Here is a 21,215-nt window from a genome sequence, read left to right on the forward strand (position 1 = left end):
GCCATCCGGTCCGGTGACGGCGTCGGACCGTCCTCGGAGTGCCCATGACCAGCAGCAGCGAGAACCAGACCGTCTCCCTGGCCGCCCTCGAGCAGGCCGGCCCGTTCGCCGAACGCCACATCGGCACCACCGGCGAGGACCAGCGCCGCATGCTCGACGCGATCGGGTACGCCTCGCTCGACGACCTGCTCGGTGACGCGATCCCGGCCGGCATCCGCGAGAAGCTGGCGCTGGGACTCCCGGCGGCCGCCTCCGAGGCCGAGGTCGCCGCGGAGCTGCGGGCCCTGGCCGACCGCAACGTCGTCGCGACCTCGATGATCGGGCTCGGGTACCACGGCACGATCACCCCGCCGGTGATCCGCCGCAACGTGCTGGAGAACCCGGCCTGGTACACCGCCTACACGCCCTACCAGCCCGAGATCAGCCAGGGCCGGCTCGAGGCGCTGCTCAACTTCCAGACCGTCGTCGAGGAGCTGACGGGCCTGGCGATCGCCGGCGCCTCGGTGCTCGACGAAGGCACCGCCGCGGCCGAGGCCATGGCGCTGGCGCACCGCGCGGCCAAGGCCGGCGACACCTTCGTCGTCGACGCCGACGCCCTGCCGCAGACCCTCGACGTCGTGCGCACCCGGGCCGTGCCGCTCGGGCTGAACGTCGTCGTCCACGACCTCGCCGAGCCGCTGCCCGAGGGCGAGGTCTTCGGCGTGCTCGTGCAGTACCCCGGTGCCTCCGGTGTCGTGCGCGATCTCGCCCCGCTGGCCGAGGCGGTGCACGCGCGCGGCGGCGTGCTCGTCTGTGCCGCCGACCTGCTGGCCCTCACCCTGATCACCCCGCCCGGCGAGCTCGGCGCGGACATCGCGGTCGGCACCACGCAGCGCTTCGGCGTGCCGCTCGGCTTCGGGGGCCCCCACGCCGGCTACCTCGCCGTCCGTTCCGGGCTCGAGCGCCAGCTGCCCGGCCGCCTCGTCGGGGTGTCGGTCGACGCCGACGGTGCCCCGGCCTACCGGCTGGCCCTGCAGACCCGTGAGCAGCACATCCGCCGCGAGAAGGCGACGTCGAACATCTGCACCGCGCAGGTGCTGCTCGCCGTGATCGCGTCGATGTATGCCGTCTACCACGGCCCGGAGGGGCTGCGGACGATCGCGCGCCGGGTGCACCGCTACGCCTCGGCCCTGGCCGCCGGCCTGCGCGACGCCGGGCTCGACGTCGTCGACGGTCCCTTCTTCGACACCATCACCGTGCGGGTGCCGCGCGAGGCCGACGCCGTCGTCACCGTGGCGGCCGAGCACGGCATCAATCTGCGCCGCATCGACGGCGACACCGTCAGCATCACCTGCGACGAGCTGACCATGCGCGAGCACCTGGCCGGCGTGTGGGCGGCGTTCGACCTCCTGCTCGACGCCGACGACGTCGAGCGCTTCGACGCCGACGCCGACCTGGGCTTCGTCCGCACCTCGGAGTTCCTCACCCACCCGGTGTTCAACTCGCACCACTCCGAGACCTCGATGCTGCGCTACCTGCGCCGCCTCGCCGACCGCGACTACGCCCTCGACCGCGGCATGATCCCGCTCGGCTCGTGCACGATGAAGCTCAACGCGACCACCGAGATGGAGCCGATCACCAACCCGGGCTTCGCCGACATCCACCCGTTCGCCCCGGCCGGCCAGTTCGACGGCTACCTGCGCCTGTTCGACGACCTGCAGGCCTGGCTGACCGAGATCACCGGCTACGACGCGGTGTCGCTGCAGCCCAACGCCGGCTCGCAGGGCGAGTTCGCCGGGCTGCTCGCGATCCACGAGTTCCACCGGGCCAACGGCGACACGCACCGCGACGTGTGCCTGATCCCGGCCTCGGCGCACGGCACCAACGCCGCGTCGGCGGTCATGGCCGGCATGCGGGTCGTGGTCGTGAAGACCGGCGGCGAGCAGGGCGAGATCGACCTCGACGACCTGAAGGCCAAGATCGAGCAGCACCAGGACTCGCTGGCCGCGATCATGGTGACCTACCCGTCGACGCACGGCGTGTTCGAGGAGCACATCGGCGATGTCTGTGCGCTGGTGCACGACGCCGGCGGCCAGGTCTACGTCGACGGCGCGAACCTCAACGCCATGGTCGGCCTGGCGCGTCCGGGCAAGTTCGGCGCCGACGTCTCGCACCTGAACCTGCACAAGACCTTCTGCATCCCGCACGGCGGCGGCGGCCCGGGCGTCGGACCGGTGGCGGTGCGGGCACATCTCGCGCCGTACCTGCCGAAGCACCCGCTGCAGCCCGCGGCCGGCCCGGCAAGCGGTCCCGGCGCGATCTCGGCCGCCCCGTGGGGTTCGGCGGCGATCCTGCCGATCACCTGGGCCTACATCCGGCTGATGGGCGGCGACGGCCTGACCGCCGCCACCGGCGCGGCGATCCTGTCCGCGAACTACGTCGCCCGCCGCCTGAACGAGCACTTCCCGGTGCTGTACGCCGGCGCCAACGGGCTGGTCGCGCACGAGTGCATCCTCGACCTGCGCGGCATCACCAAGGCCACCGGCGTCACCGTCGACGATGTCGCCAAGCGGCTCATCGACTACGGCTTCCACGCCCCGACCATGTCGTTCCCGGTGGCCGGCACGCTGATGGTCGAGCCGACCGAGTCCGAGGACCTCCACGAACTCGACCGCTTCATCGCGGCGATGATCGCCATCAAGGGCGAGATCGACAAGGTGGCGGCGGGGGGGTGGCCCAAGGGCGACAACCCGCTGGCCAACGCCCCGCACACCGCCGAGAGCATCGCCGGCGAGTGGGGGCACCCCTACTCGCGCACCGAGGCGGCGTTCCCGGCCGGCGTCGACCCGCGGTCGAAGTACTGGCCGCCGGTGCGGCGCATCGACGGCGCGTTCGGCGATCGGCACCTGGTCTGCGCCTGCCCGCCGGTGACCGAGTACGCCTAGGTGAGTTGATAACGGTTATCAGCTAACCTGGCGGACGTGACCCCGACCAAGCAGCGCGCGACGCGGCAGGGCGAGGCCGTGCGCGAGGCGCTGCGGTCGGCCGGCGGGTTCCGCAGCGCTCAGGACGTCTACGCCGTGCTGCGCGCCGACGGTGCGACGGTCGGCCTGTCGACCGTCTACCGGCACCTGCAGGCCTTCGTCGACGCCGGCCACGTCGACGTCATCCACACCCCCGACGGCGAGGCCACCTACCGCTACTGCGGCGACCCGGGCGAAGGGCACCACCATCACCTGGTGTGCCGGCGCTGCGGGCGCACCGAGGAGATCGAGGGGCGGGCCATCGAGCGGTGGGCCGGCGAGGTCGCGACCAGTCACGGCTACACCGAGGTCGACCACACCGTCGAGTTGTTCGGTGTCTGCCCGCCCTGTGGAGGTCATCGTGATTCCTGACGGCGAGTTCGGTGAGCGGGTGGCCGCCCGGCTGCGCGACGAGATGGTCGTCTGGCTGACCACGGTCGGCGCCGACGGCACGCCGCAGCCCAATCCGGTGTGGTTCCTCTGGGACGGCGACGCGACGCTGCTGATCTACAACCGGCCGGACGCGCTGCGCCTCGGGCACATCGACGCCCGCCCCACCGTCGCGCTCAACTTCGACGGCAACGGCCGGGGCGGCGACATCGTCGTGCTGTCCGGCACCGCCCGGCGGGTGCCGGCGACGGCCCCGGCGCACGAGAACGCGGCCTACGTCGCGAAGTACGCCGAGGCGATGACCCGGGTCAGTGGCAGTCCGGCCGAGTTCGCGGTGGCGTACCCGGTCGCCGTCGCGATCGACGTCCGCCGCGTCCGCGGCCACTGACACGCCGGGTGTCGTGTGATCACCGTCAGCACCGAGCGGTTCGACGAGATGGTCGGCGACGCCCTCGACACCCTCCCGCCCGAATTCATCCGGCTGATGCGCAACGTGGTCGTGGTCACCGACGACGGCAGCGACCCGCACCTGCTCGGCCTGTACACCGGCATCCCGCTCACCGAGCGGATGTCGGACTACTCGGCCGTGCTGCCCGACCAGATCACCATCTATCGCAACGCGATCTGTGCCATGTGCGCCAGCGAGGACGAGGTGGTCGACGAGGTGCGCCGCACGGTGGTGCACGAGGTGGGCCACCACTTCGGCATCGACGACGAGCGACTGCACGAGCTCGGCTGGTGAGCGCCACCCCCGGGTCGTGGCGCCCGGTCCTGGCCTACTCCGCGGTGTCGGCCGCCAACCAGATGCTGTGGCTGACCTTCACACCCATCACGACCGACTCGGCCCGGCACTACGGGGTGTCCTCGGGCGCGGTCGGCTGGTTCGCCGAGATCTTCCCGCTGCTCTACGTGGTGCTCGCTGTGCCCACCGGCCGGCTGATCGACCGGTCGATGCCGCGCTGGCTGGGTGTGGGCGCCCTGCTCACCGCGGCCGGGGCTGTGCTCCGTCTCCTCGGCGACGACTACGCGGTCGTGCTCGCCGGGCAGGTGCTCATTGCCGTGGCGCAGCCCTTCGTCCTCAACGCGGTGACGGTGGTGTCCGGGGCATACCTGCCGGCCTCGGAGCGGGCCCGCGGCATCGCGGTGTCGTCGGCCGGCATCTTCGGCGGCATGCTGCTGGCCCTCGTGCTGGGCGCGACGTTCGGGGCGGGCAACCTCGGCGCGCTGCTGGTCGTCCAGGCGGTCGTCGGCGTGGCCGCGGCGGTCTGGCTGGCCCTCGAACTGCGTACGCCGGGACGGCACGTCGCAGCGCGCACCGCGCCGGCCCGGCTGCGCGCGGTGTGGGCCGACCGCGGCATCCGGCTGCTCGTCGGACTGGTGTGCGCGGGTTTCGGCGTGTTCATCGCGCTCACCACCTGGCTGCAGGCCCTGCTCGAACCGGCGGGTGTCAGCGAGGGCCAGGCCGGCACGCTGCTGCTGGCGATGGTCGTGGCCGGGGTCGTCGGCTCGGCTGTGCTGCCCCCGGTGCTGGCCCGCCGCGGGCAGGAACACGCCTTCGTGCTCGCGTCGGTCGGCTTCGGCGCGGCCGCCCTCGTGCTGCTCGCCGCCGCGCCCGGCTTCGGCACCGGCCTGGTCGCGTCGCTGCTCGTCGGCGCCCTGCTGCTGACCGACCTGCCGCTCATCCTCGAACTCGCCGAGGGTCGCGCCGGCGCGTCCGGCGGCACGGCCAGCGCGCTGGTCTGGCTCGCCGGCAACGGCGCCGGTCTCGTCGCCGCGCTCGTCGTCCAGGGGCTGCTGCACCGGCCGGCGCTCGCGTTCGTCGTGCTGGCGGCGATGCTGCTCGCCGGCCTGCCCCTGCTTGCGGCGCTGCGCCGCGCGGCAACGCCGGAGGGGTCGATCCCCGTCTGACTGCCGGCCCGGCCGGGTTGGTGGGTGAATGCCGGAATGCGGGGGCTTCGGGACCAAGTGCCTGCGCTGCGAGTCCGAGGTCCTGCCGGCCGGCTGGTGCATAGGCACAGGGTGGGTCGCGGAGTAAATTCTGCGGCGTGAGGTGATGGATGGGGGTCCTGACCTCACCCGCTCGCAGCACGGTTCGGGCGACAGCGGGGGTTCACGTCCCGGTCTTGTTGGGGGTTCATCAGACCGAGACCGCATTGACGGCGGGCGGGATGTCGTAGGCCGGTGTGAAGACACCACGGCAGCGGCTCCCGCTTCGCCGTTTCTGCGTTCCCGCTACCGCACCTCTCCGGCTGGGTGTTGCCGGACGACCGCGCGATCCCCAACACTCTCTCGGGTGAGCACTCTCGAACAGATCTGGCCGCCGTTCGAGCTGCGGGTCACCGCCGGGGCGCTCGAGATGCGGGTGATCCGCGATCAGGACATCGCCCCGCTCATCGATCTCGCCCTGGACGGCATCCACGACCCGGGCACCATGCCGTTCGCGAACCCGTGGACCGACGCGCCGGCCGACGAGATGATGGGGTCGGCCGCGGCCTACTACTGGCGCTCGCGCGCCGAGTTCAGCATCAAGGCGTGGACGCTCGACCTGGCCGTACGGCACGAGGGCGTGATCGTCGGGACGCAGGCCGTCGTCGCGCAGAACTACCCGGTCACCCGCACCGGCGAGACCGGGTCGTGGCTCGGCCGCGACTTCCAGGGCAAGGGCATCGGCACGCTGATGCGCCACGCCGTGTGCACCCTGATGTTCGACCATCTCGGCGCCGAGACGATCACGTCGGGTGCCTTCACCGACAACGCGGCGTCGATGCGGGTGAGCCGCAAGCTCGGCTACATCGACAACGGGGTCACCCGCGAGGAGCGTCGCGAGGGCGAGCTCGCCCACCTGCAGAAGCTGCTGCTGACCCGGGCCGCGTTCGTCCGCGGCCCGGAGCCGGTGCAGGTCGACGGCGCGGAGGCGCTGCGCGCGTTCCTCGGGCTGCCGCTGGACGAGTGATCGCGGCGCTGGTGCACGATGGACGGACCGTCGCCGTCGAGGAGTCGCCCGTGTTCAGTTCGCCCGCCGAGGTCGCCACCGAGCTGGCAGGGGTCGATTACCTGGCCGACGCTGCGACGGCGACGACGGTGTTCCTCGCCGCGAGTCTGCAGCGGCCGTTGCTCGTCGAGGGGCCGGCCGGCGTCGGCAAGACCGAGCTGGCCAAGGCCGTGGCCGCGGCGAGCGGCGCCGAGCTGGTGCGGCTGCAGTGCTACGAGGGCCTGGACGAAGCCCGCGCGCTCTACGAGTGGAACTACCGCAAGCAGCTGCTGCGCATCCAGGCCAGCGTGGCCACCGAGGCCGGCGCCTCGGCCTGGGAGCAGACGCACGACGACATCTTCACCGAGGAGTTCCTGCTCACCCGTCCGCTGTTGACGGCGATCCGGCGCGACGGACCGACGGTGCTGCTCATCGACGAGGCCGACAAGACCGACATCGAGGTCGAGGCGCTGCTGCTCGAGGTGCTGTCGGAGTTCCAGGTGACGATCCCCGAGCTCGGCACGGTCACCGCCACCCGGCGTCCGTTCGTCGTGGTCACGTCCAACGCCACGCGCGAGCTGTCCGAGGCGCTGAAGCGACGCTGCCTCTATCTCTACCTCGACTACCCGACGCCGGAGCGTGAGCGCGAGATCGTGCTGGCCCGGGTGCCCGAGATCGAGGGCGCGCTGGCCGACCAGCTCGTCCGGTCGGCCGCGACGCTGCGTTCGCTCGAGCTGAAGAAGGCGCCGTCCGTCGCCGAGACCATCGACTGGGCCCGCACGCTGCTGGCGCTGGGCATCGACGAGCTCGACGAGGCGGCCATCGCGAGCACGCTGGGCGTGGTGCTCAAGCACGTGTCCGACCACGCGCGGGCGACGAAGGAACTGGGCCTGCCCGCCGTGGGGCGGTAGAGCGGTGGCCATGCTCGACCGGCACGTCGCGTTCGTCGCGGCGCTGCGTGAGGCCGGCCTGACGGTGTCGGTCGCCGAGGGCCTCGACGCCGCGCAGGCGATGGGCACCGTGAACCTGCTCGACCGCGACGGCCTGCGCGCGGCGCTGGCCGCGACGCTGGTGAAGCGGCAGCTGCACCGGCCGACGTTCGACACCGTCTTCGACCTCTTCTACCCGCCGGTGACTGGGGAATCGGTGGCCGCCGCCCGCGACACCGGGACGCCGCCGCGCGATCCCGACGCCGCCCACCGCGGCCCGCTCGAGGACCCGACGCGGGACCGCATCCGCGCGGCGCTCGCCGAATTCCTGCGCGACGGCGACGAGGCGATGCTCGACGGCCTGGCCCGTGACGCCGTTGCCCAGTTCGGTTCGGTGCCGGGTCGCGCGCCCGGGCAGCGGTCGTGGTCGCGGCTCTCGGTGCTGGAGCGGGTGTCGGCGCAGACGCTGATGGCCACCCTGCTCGACCAGGTGCTCACCGGTCAGGATCGCGGCGGGCTGGCCGAGCGCCGCGCCCGGACGATGATCAACGACCGCATCGCCCGCTTCGAGCAGCGGGTCGAGGCCGACGTGCGGCGGCGGCTGGCCGAGCTCACCGACCCGGAGAAGGTCGCGCGCACCGCCGTGCGTCCGAGCATCGAGAAGGTGTCGTTCCTCGGCGCGACCCGCACCGACCTCGTGGCGCTGCGCCGTGAGATCCAGCCGCTGGCTCGGCGGCTGGCGGCGCGCCTGACGATCGACCAGCACCACGGTCGGCGCGGGCAGCTCGACTTCCGCCGCACGATGCGCAGCTCGCTGTCCTCCGGCGGCGTGCCGATGGAGACCCACTACCGACCGAAGCGTCCGAACAAGACCGACCTCGTCGTGCTGTGCGACCTCAGCGATTCGGTGACCTCGTTCGCGCACTTCACGCTGCTGCTCGTCTACGCGCTGCGCGAGCAGTTCACGCGGGTGCGCGCCTTCGGCTTCGTCGACGAGCTCGACGAGCTCACCCGGTTCTTCCCACCCGGCGGCGACGTCGTCGAACAGGTCACCCGGCTCGCGTCCGAGGCCGACGTCACCTGGCTGCTCGGGCGCACCGACTACGGCCGCGCGTTCGACCTGTTCGCCAAGCGGTTCCCCGACGTCATCGGGCCGAAGACGTCGCTGCTCATCCTGGGCGACGCGCGGTCGAACTACGGCGATCTCGCGCTGCCCACCCTGGAGTCGCTCGCGGCGAGGGCGAAGCACTCCTACTGGCTCAACCCCGAGCGGCAGGCCATCTGGGACACCGGCGACTCGCGGGCGAGCGACTACGACCGCGTCGTGCCGATGGTCGAGTGCCGCAACCTGGCCCAGCTGGGCGAGTTCGTCCGCGACCTCGCGCCGCACCGCTGAGGGCTACGGGATCAGGACGATCTTGCCGGTCGTGTGGCCGCTCTGGATGTCGCGCAGGGCATCGGCGGCCTCGGCCAGCGGGTAGGTGCGGGCGACGAACAGCTCCAGCCGGCCGGTCGCGAAGGCCTCGGTGAGCTGGGTCCGGGCGGCGCTGCGGATCTCGGTGCCGGGGTCGGCCCCGGGACCGCCGCCGATGAGCGTGATGCCGTCGTCCAGCGCGCGCCCGAAGGCGGCGATGGTGACGATGCGCCGCCGGTCGGCAACGAGTTCGAGCGAGGTCTCGACCGCCTCGTCGGTGCCGACCAGGTCGAGGGCGGCGTCGATGCCCTGCGGTGCGGCCGCGCGCACCCGATCGGCGAGCCCGTCGCCGTACTCGACCGGGATCGCGCCCAGGCGCCGCAGCAGGTCGTGCTTGGTCGGGCCGGCGGTCGCGATCACGGTCGCGCCCCGGCCGAGGGCGAGCTGGACGGCAGGCAGCCCGACGCCGCCGGACGCGCCGTGGATCAGGACGGTCTCGCCCTCCTTCACGCCGGCCGCGGTGAGCGCGTGCACGGCCGTGGCGCCGGTCAGCAGCAGACCGCCGGCCTGCTCCCAGCTCATGGCGGCGGGCTTGGCGACGGCGTTCGCCGCCGCGGTGACGACGTCGGTCGAGTAGCCGCCGGTGACCGGGTAGGCGATGACCTCGTCGCCGACCGCGACGCGGTCGACGCCCGCGCCGATGGCGGTGACCACCCCGGCGACCTCGGCACCGACGGGCTTGGGCAGCCCGCTCGGGTCGGCGCCCATCAGCCCGCTGAACGCCTTGTGGTCGATCGGGTTCACGCCGGCGGCGCGCACCGCGATGCGGATCTCGCCCGCCCCGGGCTCGGGCGTCGGGCTCTCGACGGCGGACAGGACCTCAGGACCACCGAACGCGGTGGCCAGCACGGAAGTTGTCATACCGCAGCGAACGCACCGCGCCGCCCGGCTGATTCCCGCTCAGGCCGACAGCTGCAGCCGCGCGACCTCGTGCAGGTTCGCCGGGTCGTCCGGGGCGGCCGACTTCCAGAGCACCGTCTCGGCGCGGCGTCCGGTCGCGATGAACTCGGCGAGCTCGTTGCCGAAGTGGGGTCCGGACAGCCGGTCCCAGTCGACCTTCGTGCGCGGCGTCTTCGCCGCCACCCGCATGATGCCGCGGACCACGACGGCCGCGGCGCGGCTCCAGAACACTCGGAAGAACAGTTTCATCAGCAGTGGCACGTAGTTGTGGATCGGTGAGCAGGTGAGCTGGTAGACCTTCGATCGCACCGGCTCGGGGAAGGACGCCTCGGCGACGTAGGCGTGGTGGACGTCGCCCGACAGCACGCAGATCGAGGCGGGCCCGTCGTCGCGCCGGCCGACCGCGGCGATGAGTTCACCGAGGCCCTCGAACGACTTGCGGAACGACGCCCAGTGCTCGAGGTCGCCGGCGCGGCGCAGCCACTCGCCGAAGCGGGCGAGCCGGGCGCCGCGTTGCCCGTCGGCCAGCACCTCGTCCCAGGCCTCGATGTCGTGCAGCGAGCGGGCGAGCAACCAGGGCAGCGACGTGCCGATGAGCAGGTGGTCGTACCGGCCGTCGGCCTGTGACCGGATCCAGTCGAACTCCTCCTCGCCGATCATGCTGCGCTGCCGGTCGGCCAGGATCCGTCCGCAGCGGGAGTCGATCATCAGCAGGCGCACCCGGCCGTAGTCGCGCCGGAACGACCAGCGGGTGCCCTTCGCGCCGTCGGCCTCGGCGTCGGCGTGCGCGGCGAACTCGCGCAGCGCCGGCTCGTTGTCCCGACCGCTCGCGCGCACCTCCTGGAACAGCTTGTTCTCGCGCAGCTCGGCGGGGCCGAGATTGCCGAGGTGCTGGTAGATCCAGTAGGAGGAGAGGCCGCCGATGATGCGTTCCTCCCACCACGAGGTCCTCTTCATGTCCTCGCGCCACTCGTGCGAGGTGTTCCAGTCGTCGCGCACGTCGTGGTCGTCGAAGATCATCGAGGACGGGACGGTGGAGAGCAGCCAGCGGACGTCCGGGTCCGTCCACGACTCGAGGTAGAGCCAGGTGTATTCCTCGAAGTCGGCGACCTGGTCCTTCGAGCCCTTGGTGATGTCGCGCTTGGCCTTGATGCGCCGCTGCGTCGCCTCCGACGTCTCGTCGGCGTAGACCTGGTCGCCGAGCATCAGGATCGCGTCCGGCCAGTCGGTCTCGGGCTGGGCCACGAGGTCACGCGAGTAGGCGACGAGGGAGTCGATGTCGAAGTGCTTGTCCGCGAGCTTGACCGCCGCGCGGCCGTAACGGCACGAGCCGAACGCCAGCCGCACCTTCTCGTCGGTCGACGGGCCCTGGGTGCGGATGCGGGACGCCGGCCGCGACGAGTCGATCGGCGGCCAGGCGACCTCGCCGCCGAGGCGGACCTCGTAGGGGTTGCTGGTGCCGGGCTGCAGTCCGGTGACCTCGACGAGCGCGTAGTGGTGGCCCGCGACCGTCCAGGTGGATTCGCGGCAGCCGAGGACCTCGACGTCGCACGGTTCGTCGGTCTCGACGAAGACGGTGGCATCGGTGGTGCCGACGTGGCGCAGCAGTGGGCCTACGAGCAGACGGGTCATGGGGGTCCTATACCCCGATCGGAGGGTTCTCGCGTCGGAGTCGGGCCCACCTGCTCGGGGACGTGGGTCGATGGCCTCTGCCGCCCGTCCCCGCGCGGGCCGAGGCTCGAGATGACACCGGAAGTTCCCCGACCGCAGCTACCAGTCAGGCGAGTACGCGCATGCCGACGAAGTCCGATCCGTCACCGAAACGCCGCCGCCGCCCGGCGCTCGTCGTCGAGGTGAGCCTGCAGGATCCAGTTCGTGACCACGACGTCCACGTGTCCTTCCTCGGGCACGACTTCCGCCTCGTCCGGGTGGGCACGGGAGGCGGGGCCGACGAGGCCGCGGAGCTGGCGACGAAGTGGGCGACCCACGCCCAGGCGATCGCGGTGACCGGCGGGGCCGAGGCCCTCGACCCCGGCGGTCTGGGGGTGGCCGACGTGGGAGTGCCCGTCACCACCGGCACGGCCCTGCGCGAGGTGCTGCAGGAGTGGGCGATCCGGCACCTGCAGTCGACGATGCCGGGCTATTTCGACAACGCCCGCGTCGCGGTCCTCGGCGGTCCCGGCCACCACGTCGAGACGAGGGTCCTGCGGGAGTTCACCGCGAACATCACCCCGGCCGACCCGCGCCTGCTCGACCTGCTGGGCGAGTTCGAGGCCCTACCCCTGCTGGGCGAGGTCGCGACCGCTGCCCTGCGCCCGGCGCATCACCTGCCCGGCCGCGTGCAGTCGGCACTGCACACCCCCGGCCCGATCGCGTCGGCCGCGGTGCACCGGGCCGCGCGCGACGCCGACGTCATCGTGGCGACCTACGCGGAGCTCGATGCCGTGGGCATCGAACACCTCAGCGGGAAGGCGGTCATCACCGGAGCGCTCTCGGACCACGAGCTCGCCGAGCTGGCCGGCCGCGGGGTCGACCTGGTGCTCGAGACCACGCCGCAACCGTTCGACTTCCTCGTCGAGCCGGCCGTCCTCGAGGCGATGATGCTCACCGAGACGACCGGGCCGTCCGGCGACCTGCTCGAGACCATCGTCAAGGCCGGCCTGGAGCCGCGGGTGCGGCAGCCCAACGGTCCGCGACGCAAGAGCCGCTTCGCCTTCGTCATCCACCCGCTGTCGCAGGGGCACTTCGCGAACGTGGAGCCGCTGCGCACGATCTCGAAGGTGGCGCCCGGCGTCGTCATGGACGCGGTCGAGAAGGTCGTGGCCTACGCCCCGCCCTTCACCTACACCCATATCACCGGCATCAAGTCACCGACGGGTGCGGAGGCGGAGGGCTGGCTGATCGCCGTCGGCGGGACACCGAGCCAGCTGCTCGCGCACCGTCCGGAGTTCACGTACTCGAGGCTGCTCGCGGCCGCCGACATCAGTCGCCGGCTGGGCGCCCAGATCATGGGCCTCGGCGCGTTCACCAAGGTCGTCGGCGACGCGGGTGTGACCGTGGCCAAGCAGGCCTCGCTGCCGGTCACCACCGGCAACAGCTACAGCGCCTCGGCGACCCTGTGGGCCGCCCACGAGGCGCTGCAGCGGCTCGGCCTGGTCGAGGTCGGCCCCGACGGCACCATGCACGGGAAGACGATGGTGGTCGGGGCCACCGGATCCATCGGCTCGGTGTGCGCCCGTCTGCTCGCGCTGGCCAGCGACGAGGTCTGGCTCGTGTCGCCCGAACGCGCCAAGCTGCTCGCCCTGAAGGAAGCCATCGAGCGGGACCGGCCGCGGGCCAAGGTGCACCTCGCGGCGACTCCGGGGCGCCACGTCGCGACCATGGACCTGATCGTCACGGCCACCTCGGCCGCCGGCGCGCGGGTGCTCGACATCATGGCGGTCAAGCCCGGCTGCGTGATCACCGACGTGGCCCGGCCTCTGGACCTCTCGGCCGAGGACGTGGCGCGCCGTCCCGACGTCCTCGTCGTCGAGTCGGGCGAGATCGAACTGCCCGGCGACGTCCACATGAAGAACATCGGCCTGCCGCCCGGCGTGGCCTACGCCTGTCTCGCCGAGACCGTCGTGCTCGCCCTCGAGGGTCGCTACGAGCAGTTCACCGTCGGACGCGACATCGACTGGGAGCGGGTCAAGGAGATCTACCGGCTCGGGCTGAAGCACGGCATGAAGCTGGCGACGATCTCGGGCGTGAACGGGCCCTTCACCGACGACGACATCGCCGCGATCCGCGCCCGGGCGCACGTCGCCCTGGCCGGGCCCAAGGTGGGGGTCTGACAGGTCGACGGCCTGATCGTCCGTGGTAGGCAGGGCGGATGGCGGACGACTGGCGCACCGACCGCATCGGCACGGCCCTCCGGGGCGAGAACCCGACCGTGCTCGCCCGCCTTCCCGAGTCCTTCGCGGTGATGGGCGACGTGCAGTGGCTGCCGGGCTACTGCGTGCTGCTGACCGACGACCCCGGCGTCACCCGGCTCAGCGATCTGCCCCGCCCGGCCCGCCTGCGCTACCTGGATTCGGCGGAGCGGCTCGCCGAGTCGGTGGAGGTCGTCTGCGCCGCGGCCGACCCGGCGTTCCGGCGGGTGAACATAGAGATCCTGGGCAACACCGACCCGTTCCTGCACACCCACGTCTGGCCGCGGTACGAGTGGGAGCCGGCCGACCTCGTGGGCAAGCCGGTCTGGCTCTACCCGCCCGAGCGGTGGCGGGACCCGCAGACGGCGCTCGGGCCGCAGCACGATCGGCTGCGGGCGGCGCTGCGCCGCCGACTCGCTCAGAGTTCGGCGGTGACGAGCACGTAGCCGACGTCGAAGGACTCGAGGTCGAGCAGTGCTCTGTGCTCGTCGTGCCAGCGGCGGCTTCGCACGTCGGCCGCGAGACGGCCGAGGCCGGGCTCGAGCCCGGCCGGGTCGGCGTGGCGCGCGAACATCGACATGCCGGCGCGCACGGCCGGGTCGAGGTAGGCCTCGGGTCGCCGCCAGAACGCGGCGCCGAAGCCGTCGGTGCAGTCGTGCGGTACCGGCACGGGGGAGACCCGCGCGCCGGGGAGCAGGTCGAGCAGGCGGGGGAGCGGCACCGCCGCCGAGCGGTCGGCGCGACCGATCTCGGGGAAGTACTCGGTGAGCAGCCAGTAGTCGGCGATGCGCGCGGGATCCCAGGTGAGGACGACGACGCGCTTGCGGGCGACGCGGGTGAACTCCCGCAGGCCGCGGGCGAGGTCGCTCCAGTGGTGCACGGTGAAGACGGCCAGGGCGGCGTCGACCGCACCGTCGGCGAGAGGGAGCGCCTCGGCCGCGCCCCGCACGACGGCGGCCGAGCCGGGCGGGCGTTGGGCCACCATGACCGCGCTCGGTTCGACGGCGAGCACCGTGGTCGGCGGCTCGTAGGAACCCGTGCCCGCGCCGACATTGACGACGGTGCCGGCGTCGCCGAGTGCCGAGGCGATCGCGGTGGCGATGCGCGGATCGGCCCGGCGCGTGACCGAGTAGGTGCGGCCCAGGACGTCGTAGCGGGCGGCCATCAGCTCAGCTGCGGACGGCCGTCGGGACCGATCGGCCAGAACGGGTTGTGGGCGACCTCCCAGAGATGACCGTCGGGGTCGGCGAAGTACCCGTGGTAGCCGCCCCACTCGGTGGCCTGGGCCGGCTTGACGATGGCGGCACCGGCGGCCGCCGCGACCTGGAGCGACGCGTCGACCACGTCGTCCGACGCGACGTTGACGGCCAGCGTGACGCCGCGGAAGGCGCCGGCCGGTACGGAGGTCTCGGCGTTCGCGTCGACCCGGAGGTCCTCGGCGCCGTAGAGGCCGAGCAGGCCGCCGGCGGTCTTGAAGAAGCTCACCTCGCCCTCGACCGAATTCGTCGACAGCTCGAAACCGAGGGACTGGTAGAAGGCCGTGGCGGCGGCGACATCGGCGACACCCAGCGTCACGAGACTGATCGCGGCAGGAATGGTCATGCCCGCGAGGGTAGGCGCGGATTGCGACATCGCATCTCCCGCGCCGTCACCGGAAATCGTCGTACTCGCGAGTTAGGGTGAGGTCCGACGTGAGAGAGGGGGCCGCGATGCCCACCCATGACAGCGGCCAGAACCGGCCGCAGCGCAACCAGGACACCGAGGTCGACGAGGCCGTCGAGTCCAGCACCGATGTCGCCGAGCGGCACGAGAAGCTGACCGAGGACGTCGACGCGATCCTCGACGAGATCGACGACGTCCTCGAGACGAATGCCGAGGACTTCGTTCGCGCGTTCGTCCAAAAAGGGGGGGAGTGAAGACAACGTAAAGTCGGTGGACTCCAGGGTCTGTCCCCACTGCCGCCTGGAGAAACCGGCGGCCGACTTCACCCAGGACGCCCGGCGCCGCGACGGCCTGTCGTTCTACTGCCGGGAGTGCCGCACGGTCCGCGACGAGCTCCATGCCCGATTGCCGTCCGTGCCACAACGCGCGGACCAGAGCGTCCTCTGATCGTCATGGCGGAGCGCGGAACGATCCCTGCGGCGCCGCTACGGGATCACCGCCGAACACCTCGACCGATGTTCGCCGAGCAGGGCGCCCTGTGCGCGATCTGCGCCGGGGCGCCGGCCGGGCACGTCGACCACGACCACGCAGCCGCCTACCTGAACCGCGACCCGGATGTCTCCAGCGGCGCCTTCGTCACCGATCCGCGCCCGGCGGACGAGCCGCGGGTCGCGTGACCTCGCTGCGGCCTCGCGAGCCGCGTGGGTAGGGTCGGCACTCAGCCCACCACACGAGCGAGGAGCGACGTTGAGCATCGACCGAGCGGGCCATCAGTCCGGCCCCGACGGCGTGCACGGGATCCTGCGGTACGCGACCTCCCCGGGCTCGTCCTCCTTCTCCGACTTCCTCGCGGCGGCCTCGCCCGACCTGCTGCCGGGTCGTCTCGGCGCCTCCGCCGCCGTGCCGCACGGCACCACGATCGTCGCCGCCACCTACGACGGCGGCGTGGCGATGGCCGGTGACCGGCGGGCGACGGCGGGCAACCTGATCGCCCAGCGCGACATCGAGAAGGTCTTCGCGGCCGACGACTACACGCTGGTCGGCATCGCCGGCGTCGCCGGGCTGGCCATCGAGATCGTCCGGCTCTACCAGGTCGAGCTCGAGCACTACGAGAAGATCGAGGGCACCCAGCTGACCCTCGACGGCAAGGCCAACCGGCTCGCGACGATGGTGCGCGGCAACCTCGCCGAGGCGATGCAGGGTCTCGCCGTCGTGCCGCTGTTCGCCGGCTTCGACCTCGACGCGCCCAGTGCCGACGTCGCCGGCAAGATCTACAGCTACGACGTCACCGGCGGCCGCTACCCCGAGCAGCACTACCACTCGGTCGGCTCGGGCTCGCTGTTCGCGCGGGGCGCGCTGAAGAAGCTGTGGCGCCCGGCCCTCGACCGCGCCGGGGTCGTCCGCGTCGTCGTCGAATCGCTCTACGACGCCGCCGACGACGACTCCGCGACGGGCGGGCCCGACCTCACCCGCGGCATCTACCCGGTGGTGCGGCTGGCCACGGCGACGGGCAGCGAGCGGGTGCCCGACGAGGAGCTCGACGGCATCGTGCGGGCCATCCTCACCGACCGTCAAGCCCGTCCGGGCGCGTAGGGAGACATCAGCATGAGCATGCCGTTCTACGCCTCGGCCGAGCAGATCATGCGCGACCGCTCCGAGTTCGCGCGCAAGGGCATCGCGCGCGGCCGCAGCGTCGTCGTGCTGACCTACACCGACGGGGTCCTCTTCGTCGCCGAGAACGCCAGCGTCGCGCTGCACAAGGTCAGCGAGATCTACGACCGCATCGGCTTCGCCGCCGTCGGCAAGTACAACGAGTACGAGAACCTCCGCGTGGCCGGCATCCGGCTCGCCGACCTGCGCGGGTACTCCTACGACCGCCGCGACGTCACCGCCCGCGCGCTCGCCAACGCCTACGCGCAGACGCTCGGCTCGATCTTCACCGAGCAGCAGAAGCCCTACGAGGTCGAGATCTGCGTGGCCGAGGTCGGGGCCACTGCCGACCTCGATCAGCTCTACCGGCTCTCCTACGACGGCACGATCGTCGCCGAGCCGGACTTCCTCGTGATGGGCGGTCAGGCCGAGTCGCTCACGGCGGAGATGAAGAGCCGCTTCACCTCGCGTCCCCCGCTCGACGAGGCGCTCGCGATGGCGGTCGGCGCTCTGGGCACGGCCGGCGGACCGAACGGGTCACCCCGCGCGGTGCCCGCCAACCAGCTCGAGGTCGCCGTGCTCGACCGCACCCGGGCCCAGCGCAAGTTCCGGCGGATCACCGGCCTCGCGCTCGACGCGCTGCTCCCGGAGCCGCCGGCCGAGGCCGCGCCGGCCGAACCGGCACCGGCCGACACCCCGCCCCACGAGGGCGGCGAGACCCCCTCGGCCTGAGTCATCACGATGAGCGAACGACTCGCTCGCTGGCCTGAACCAGCGGAACCGGGTGACACCCCGAGGAGACCTCCACACGCCCGGGCAGTCTGATCCATCCGTTCAACCGCCGCGTGAAGTCCGCTGCTGCGGACGTATGGATACCTCGTCGATCGCTCTACTGTGGTTCACCAGACCGACGCACTGAACCGGATCCTCTACGACCACGTACAGAGAGCGTGACCAGTACAGCGCTGATCGGCAGCTGCGACGGGAGGCCGGTGCGCACCGACGACGCCACGCTCCTGCGTGAGCTCCACGACCAGCACGGCCACGCCCTGTGGGCCTATGTGGTCGGCCTGACCAACGGCGATCGCGCCCACGCCCAGGACGTCGTGCAGGAGACGATGCTGCGGGCCTGGCGCAATCCGCAGGTGCTCGCCCAGACGTCCGGCTCGGCCCGCGGGTGGCTGTTCACCGTGGCCAAGCGCATCGTCATCGACGAGTGGCGCACCGCCCGGTCCCGGCGCGAGCGGGTGACCGACGAGGTGCCCGAGCGCCCCGTTGCCGATGCCACCGATCGTGCCGTCGACCATCACATCGTCGTCGCGGCGATGCTGTCGCTCTCCGCCGAGCACCGAGCGGTGCTGCACGAGTGCTACTTCCGCGGCTCGTCGGTCGCCGAGGCCGCGGTGGCCCTGGGCATACCCGCGGGTACCGTCAAGTCGCGCACCCATTACGCGCTGCGCGCGCTGCGGCTCGCGCTGGACGAGATGGGGGGTGCGCGGTGACCACGCCCGACCCGTTCGAACACGACGCCGCCGTCTACGTGCTCGGCGCCCTCGACCCCGACGACCGCCTCGCCTTCGAGGAGCACCTCGCGGCCTGCCCGGACTGCCGCGACCGCGTCGAGCAACTGCGCCCGACGGTCGCGCTCATGGCCGCGGTGCGGGCCGACGGCTTCGACCTCGAACCGGGACCGGTGCCCGACACCCTGCTACCCGGGCTGCTCCGCGAGGCCGCGCGGGAGCGATCGCGCCGCCGCCGGCTCACCGCGGGACTCGCCGGCCTGGCGGCGGCCTGCCTCGTCGCGCTCGTCATCGTCGTCTGGCCGTCCGGCAGCGCACCGAAGCCGGTGGCGCGGGAGATGACCGCCGTGCGCACCAGCCCGGTGCACGCCACCGCCACCCTGCTCGGACGCAAGTGGGGCACCCAGATCGATCTGCACTGCTACTACGACGAGGGTGTCGCGGTGTCGATGCCGTACGACCTGGTGGTGGTCGACAAGGCCAACGCGAAGCACGACGCCGGTAGCTGGTGGCTGACCCCCGAGGGCGCGACCGACTTCACCGGCGGCACGTCGGTGCGCCCCGACCGCATCGCCGAGGTGCAGGTGACGCTGCCCGACGGGACGCCGATCCTGAGGCTCACCGTGTGACCGTCAGCCGCCCAGGATCTGATCGACGAACGCGGCGAACATGCGGCTGACCCCGTCGGCGACCTCGCCGGCGTCGCCGGTCGGCAGCAGCGAGTGGCTGATCGCGAGGCGCACCAGGGTCTCGGCGAGCAGCCGCGCGTCGGCGGCGCTCACCTGGGGCCAGACCTCGGGGATGAGCCGGGCGACGGTGTCGCCGGCGAGCGACTGACCGAGCCCGGTCAGCAGCCGCATCAGTTCGCCGGCGTCGGCGTCGGCCACGATGATCTGGATGACCGGCTCGTCCGAGGCGAGTTGGAGGAACAGCTCGAACGCGGTGCGCAGCGCCCGGTGCGCGTCGTCGGCGTTGGCCCGCACGGCGTCGGACACCGCCGTCATCAGCGTCTCGATCTCGCGCCGGACGTATTCCTCGACGAGCGCGGGGCGCGAGCCGAACTCGTTGTACAGCGTCTGCCGGCTCACGCCCGCGGCGGCGGCGACGTGCGACATCGTTGTCGCGGCCCACCCACGGCTGCGGACGAGGTCGTCGACCGCGGTGATGATCGTGTCGCGCAGCAGCGTGCGCGCGGCGGCGGGGTAGGGCACGCGCTCCGGAGGACTCACGTCCTCAGGATGCGCCGCCGTCACCCGGCTCCGCGACGAAGTCGACCTTCTCGCGGACGCCGCAGTCGGGGCAGGCCCAGTCGTCGGGGACGGCCGACCACGGCGTGCCGGCCGGGAACCCCTCGCGGGGTTCGCCGGTGGCCTCGTCGTAGACGTACTCACAGACCTCACACTTGTATCTCGCCACGGCGCTGATCGTGTCAGGCCGCGGTCGCATCGGCGCCGACGCTGCCGGTCGACGCGCCGTAGCGGGCCAGCACCTTCGCGCGCTTGGGCGGGTGGATGTTGGCCAGCGTGACGTCACCGTCGTAGTGCGCGAGCACCCGCTTGTCCATCACCCGGCGCCACAGCGGGGGCACGTAGGCGAGCAGGATCATCGCGGCGTAACCGGCCGGCAGCTGCGGCGACTCCTCGAAGTGGCGCAGGGCCTGGTAGCGCCGCGTCGGGTTCGCGTGGTGGTCGCTGTGCCGCTGCAGGTGGTACAGGAACAGGTTCGTCGTGACGTGGTTGTTGTTCCAGCTGTGCCGCGGCGTCACCCGCTCGTAGCGCCCGTTGGGCAGCTGCTGGCGCACGAGCCCGTAGTGCTCGAGGTAGTTGACCGCCTCGAGCAGGCTGAACGCGAGAACCGCCTGGGCGATCAGGTACGGCAGGATCCCGACCCCGAACAGCACCAGGGCCGCGGCCCACAGGACGGCCGTCATGGCCCAGGCGTTGAGGACGTCGTTGCGCAGCGTCCAGGTGCGGCGGTTCATGCGGCGCAGGCGGGTCTTCTCCAGCGCCCAGCCGTTGCGGACGCTGCCGGCGACGGTGCGCGGCCAGAAGCCCCAGAACGTCTCGCCGAGCCGGCTCGAGGCCGGGTCGTCCGGCGTCGCGACCCGCACGTGGTGACCGCGGTTGTGCTCCATGAAGAAGTGGCCGTAGCCGCACGGGGCGAGCGCGATCTTGGCGAACCAGCGCTCGAGGTGTTCCTTCTTGTGGCCGAGCTCGTGCGCGGTGTTGATCGCGACGCCGTTGAGCATGCCGAGGGTGGTGGTGATGCCGATCTTGTCGATGATCGGCAGCCCGCCGTTGCGGGTCATCAGCCAGAAGCCGGCGAAGAACGCGGCGAACTGGCACGGCAGGAACAGGTAGGTGACCCAGCGGTAGTAGCGGTCCTGGTCGAGCCAGGCCACGACCTCCTCGGGGGCGTTGTTGCGGTCGTCGCCGATGACGACGTCGAGCAGCGGGATCGCGACGTACAGCACGATCGGGCCCATGAACCAGAACAGGCCCAGGCCGGTGAGGTTCACCAGCCCCCAGCCCACGAACAGGAACAGCGGCACCACCGTGCCGAGGATCCACAGGTACCGCTTGCCGTCGCGCCAGTCCGGCCGCTCGCCGGTAGCGACGGCGCGCCCCGACAGCCTCTTCGACAGACCCGGCTCCGCTGCAGCAGTCATGCCCACCACCCTCAGGTCAGTTGACACAGGACGCTGTCGCGTCCCGTTGGTTTACAAGAGGATGCATCGTGTAAAGCCAGTGCGCAAGAGGGGACGCCCCGCCGGGGAGCGCGAAAACCCGCACGGACTTCACGGCGC

General features: G+C 72.0%; 23 protein-coding genes. 16 read left to right on the forward strand and 7 right to left on the reverse strand.

What is annotated here, in order from left to right; translation table 11 throughout:
* Positions 1-44: 44 nt before the first annotated feature.
* From gcvP to VGN18_RS03575, 8 genes are all read left to right on the forward strand, one after another.
* A complete protein-coding gene (gcvP, locus tag VGN18_RS03540; RefSeq protein WP_327538256.1) occupies positions 45-2,924 on the forward strand; it encodes an aminomethyl-transferring glycine dehydrogenase in 2,880 nt (959 codons plus the stop codon).
* Positions 2,925-2,951: 27 nt separating this feature from the next.
* Entirely contained in the window at positions 2,952-3,374 is a 423-nt protein-coding gene (locus VGN18_RS03545) for a Fur family transcriptional regulator (protein WP_414655014.1), read from the forward strand.
* Positions 3,364-3,780, forward strand: a complete 417-nt coding sequence (locus VGN18_RS03550) for a TIGR03667 family PPOX class F420-dependent oxidoreductase (protein WP_327538258.1) — start codon at positions 3,364-3,366, stop codon at positions 3,778-3,780. Before VGN18_RS03545 ends, VGN18_RS03550 begins: the two co-directional genes overlap by 11 nt.
* A gap of 15 nt (positions 3,781-3,795) precedes the next feature.
* Entirely contained in the window at positions 3,796-4,134 is a 339-nt protein-coding gene (locus VGN18_RS03555) for a metallopeptidase family protein (RefSeq protein WP_327538259.1), read from the forward strand.
* Positions 4,131-5,300, forward strand: coding sequence for an MFS transporter (locus VGN18_RS03560; protein WP_327538260.1), 1,170 nt, complete (start codon positions 4,131-4,133; stop codon positions 5,298-5,300). The genes VGN18_RS03555 and VGN18_RS03560 overlap by 4 nt, the downstream gene beginning before the upstream one ends.
* Before the next feature lie 385 nt (positions 5,301-5,685).
* Complete coding sequence (locus VGN18_RS03565) at positions 5,686-6,345, forward strand: GNAT family protein (RefSeq protein WP_327538261.1); 660 nt, start codon at positions 5,686-5,688, stop codon at positions 6,343-6,345.
* 50 nt (positions 6,346-6,395) lie between these two features.
* Positions 6,396-7,274 (forward strand): MoxR family ATPase, encoded by an 879-nt coding sequence (locus VGN18_RS03570; protein ID WP_327538262.1) that lies wholly within the window; start codon positions 6,396-6,398, stop codon positions 7,272-7,274.
* Positions 7,275-7,284: 10 nt separating this feature from the next.
* On the forward strand, positions 7,285-8,688 hold the full coding sequence (locus VGN18_RS03575; RefSeq protein ID WP_327538263.1) for a VWA domain-containing protein: 1,404 nt from the start codon (positions 7,285-7,287) through the stop codon (positions 8,686-8,688).
* A 3-nt stretch (positions 8,689-8,691) separates the two neighbouring features.
* Here VGN18_RS03575 and VGN18_RS03580 read toward each other — a convergent pair whose 3' ends face one another.
* Together VGN18_RS03580 and VGN18_RS03585 are read right to left on the reverse strand one after the other, a co-directional pair.
* Positions 8,692-9,627 carry an NADP-dependent oxidoreductase gene (locus tag VGN18_RS03580; protein ID WP_327538264.1) on the reverse strand — a complete coding sequence of 312 codons (936 nt, stop codon included), beginning with the start codon at positions 9,625-9,627 and terminating at the stop codon, positions 8,692-8,694.
* 39 nt (positions 9,628-9,666) lie between these two features.
* Entirely contained in the window at positions 9,667-11,298 is a 1,632-nt protein-coding gene (locus tag VGN18_RS03585; protein WP_327538265.1) for an alkaline phosphatase D family protein, read from the reverse strand.
* 161 nt (positions 11,299-11,459) lie between these two features.
* Between VGN18_RS03585 and VGN18_RS03590 the strand changes: the two genes are divergently transcribed.
* Positions 11,460-13,499: a hypothetical protein gene (locus VGN18_RS03590; RefSeq protein WP_327538266.1), complete on the forward strand. Its 2,040-nt coding sequence runs from the start codon at positions 11,460-11,462 to the stop codon at positions 13,497-13,499.
* Between the two features lie 38 nt (positions 13,500-13,537).
* Complete coding sequence (locus tag VGN18_RS03595; RefSeq protein WP_327538267.1) at positions 13,538-14,023, forward strand: hypothetical protein; 486 nt, start codon at positions 13,538-13,540, stop codon at positions 14,021-14,023.
* Here the strand turns inward: VGN18_RS03595 and VGN18_RS03600 are convergent.
* The gene (locus tag VGN18_RS03600) at positions 13,996-14,742 is read right to left on the reverse strand and encodes a class I SAM-dependent methyltransferase (RefSeq protein ID WP_327538268.1); all 747 of its coding nucleotides are present in this window, start codon (positions 14,740-14,742) and stop codon (positions 13,996-13,998) included. The two genes, VGN18_RS03595 and VGN18_RS03600, sit on opposite strands and share 28 nt — an antisense overlap.
* Entirely contained in the window at positions 14,742-15,179 is a 438-nt protein-coding gene (locus tag VGN18_RS03605; protein ID WP_327538269.1) for a VOC family protein, read from the reverse strand. Before VGN18_RS03605 ends, VGN18_RS03600 begins: the two co-directional genes overlap by 1 nt.
* 107 nt (positions 15,180-15,286) lie before the next feature.
* Between VGN18_RS03605 and VGN18_RS03610 the strand changes: the two genes are divergently transcribed.
* The 6 genes from VGN18_RS03610 to VGN18_RS03635 all read left to right on the forward strand — a co-directional run bounded on the left by VGN18_RS03610 (position 15,287) and on the right by VGN18_RS03635 (position 19,038).
* Entirely contained in the window at positions 15,287-15,493 is a 207-nt protein-coding gene (locus tag VGN18_RS03610) for a ubiquitin-like protein Pup (RefSeq protein ID WP_327538270.1), read from the forward strand.
* A 261-nt stretch (positions 15,494-15,754) separates the two neighbouring features.
* Positions 15,755-15,916 carry a hypothetical protein gene (locus VGN18_RS03615; protein WP_327538271.1) on the forward strand — a complete coding sequence of 54 codons (162 nt, stop codon included), beginning with the start codon at positions 15,755-15,757 and terminating at the stop codon, positions 15,914-15,916.
* A gap of 112 nt (positions 15,917-16,028) precedes the next feature.
* The gene (gene prcB / locus VGN18_RS03620; RefSeq protein WP_414655015.1) at positions 16,029-16,832 is read left to right on the forward strand and encodes a proteasome subunit beta; all 804 of its coding nucleotides are present in this window, start codon (positions 16,029-16,031) and stop codon (positions 16,830-16,832) included.
* A gap of 12 nt (positions 16,833-16,844) precedes the next feature.
* A complete protein-coding gene (gene prcA / locus VGN18_RS03625) occupies positions 16,845-17,621 on the forward strand; it encodes a proteasome subunit alpha (protein ID WP_327538273.1) in 777 nt (258 codons plus the stop codon).
* A 260-nt stretch (positions 17,622-17,881) separates the two neighbouring features.
* Entirely contained in the window at positions 17,882-18,391 is a 510-nt protein-coding gene (locus VGN18_RS03630) for a sigma-70 family RNA polymerase sigma factor (RefSeq protein WP_349259826.1), read from the forward strand.
* Entirely contained in the window at positions 18,388-19,038 is a 651-nt protein-coding gene (locus tag VGN18_RS03635) for a zf-HC2 domain-containing protein (RefSeq protein WP_327538275.1), read from the forward strand. Before VGN18_RS03630 ends, VGN18_RS03635 begins: the two co-directional genes overlap by 4 nt.
* A 3-nt stretch (positions 19,039-19,041) precedes the next feature.
* Here the strand turns inward: VGN18_RS03635 and VGN18_RS03640 are convergent, their stop codons facing one another.
* The 3 genes from VGN18_RS03640 to VGN18_RS03650 are packed head-to-tail and all read right to left on the reverse strand — an operon-like array spanning position 19,042 to position 21,077.
* Positions 19,042-19,638 (reverse strand): TetR/AcrR family transcriptional regulator, encoded by a 597-nt coding sequence (locus VGN18_RS03640; RefSeq protein ID WP_327538276.1) that lies wholly within the window; start codon positions 19,636-19,638, stop codon positions 19,042-19,044.
* 4 nt (positions 19,639-19,642) lie between these two features.
* A complete protein-coding gene (locus tag VGN18_RS03645) occupies positions 19,643-19,825 on the reverse strand; it encodes a rubredoxin (protein WP_327538277.1) in 183 nt (60 codons plus the stop codon).
* Positions 19,826-19,838: 13 nt separating this feature from the next.
* Positions 19,839-21,077 (reverse strand): alkane 1-monooxygenase, encoded by a 1,239-nt coding sequence (locus VGN18_RS03650; protein ID WP_327538278.1) that lies wholly within the window; start codon positions 21,075-21,077, stop codon positions 19,839-19,841.
* Positions 21,078-21,215 lie beyond the last annotated feature (138 nt).

The organism is Jatrophihabitans sp. (assembly GCF_036000465.1).
GTDB lineage: Bacteria > Actinomycetota > Actinomycetes > Mycobacteriales > Jatrophihabitantaceae > Jatrophihabitans.

Bases quoted from the DNA above. Each gene is read 5' to 3' on its own strand.
- gcvP (WP_327538256.1), top strand. From the start codon at position 45: ATGACCAGCAGCAGCGAGAACCAGACCGTCTCCCTGGCCGCCCTCGAG.
- VGN18_RS03575 (WP_327538263.1), top strand. From the start codon at position 7,285: ATGCTCGACCGGCACGTCGCGTTCGTCGCGGCGCTGCGTGAGGCCGGC.
- VGN18_RS03580 (WP_327538264.1), bottom strand. From the start codon at position 9,627: ATGACAACTTCCGTGCTGGCCACCGCGTTCGGTGGTCCTGAGGTCCTG.
- VGN18_RS03585 (WP_327538265.1), bottom strand. From the start codon at position 11,298: ATGACCCGTCTGCTCGTAGGCCCACTGCTGCGCCACGTCGGCACCACC.
- VGN18_RS03590 (WP_327538266.1), top strand. From the start codon at position 11,460: ATGCCGACGAAGTCCGATCCGTCACCGAAACGCCGCCGCCGCCCGGCG.
- VGN18_RS03595 (WP_327538267.1), top strand. From the start codon at position 13,538: ATGGCGGACGACTGGCGCACCGACCGCATCGGCACGGCCCTCCGGGGC.
- VGN18_RS03600 (WP_327538268.1), bottom strand. From the start codon at position 14,742: ATGGCCGCCCGCTACGACGTCCTGGGCCGCACCTACTCGGTCACGCGC.
- VGN18_RS03605 (WP_327538269.1), bottom strand. From the start codon at position 15,179: ATGACCATTCCTGCCGCGATCAGTCTCGTGACGCTGGGTGTCGCCGAT.
- VGN18_RS03610 (WP_327538270.1), top strand. From the start codon at position 15,287: ATGCCCACCCATGACAGCGGCCAGAACCGGCCGCAGCGCAACCAGGAC.
- VGN18_RS03615 (WP_327538271.1), top strand. From the start codon at position 15,755: ATGTTCGCCGAGCAGGGCGCCCTGTGCGCGATCTGCGCCGGGGCGCCG.
- prcA (WP_327538273.1), top strand. From the start codon at position 16,845: ATGAGCATGCCGTTCTACGCCTCGGCCGAGCAGATCATGCGCGACCGC.
- VGN18_RS03650 (WP_327538278.1), bottom strand. From the start codon at position 21,077: ATGACTGCTGCAGCGGAGCCGGGTCTGTCGAAGAGGCTGTCGGGGCGC.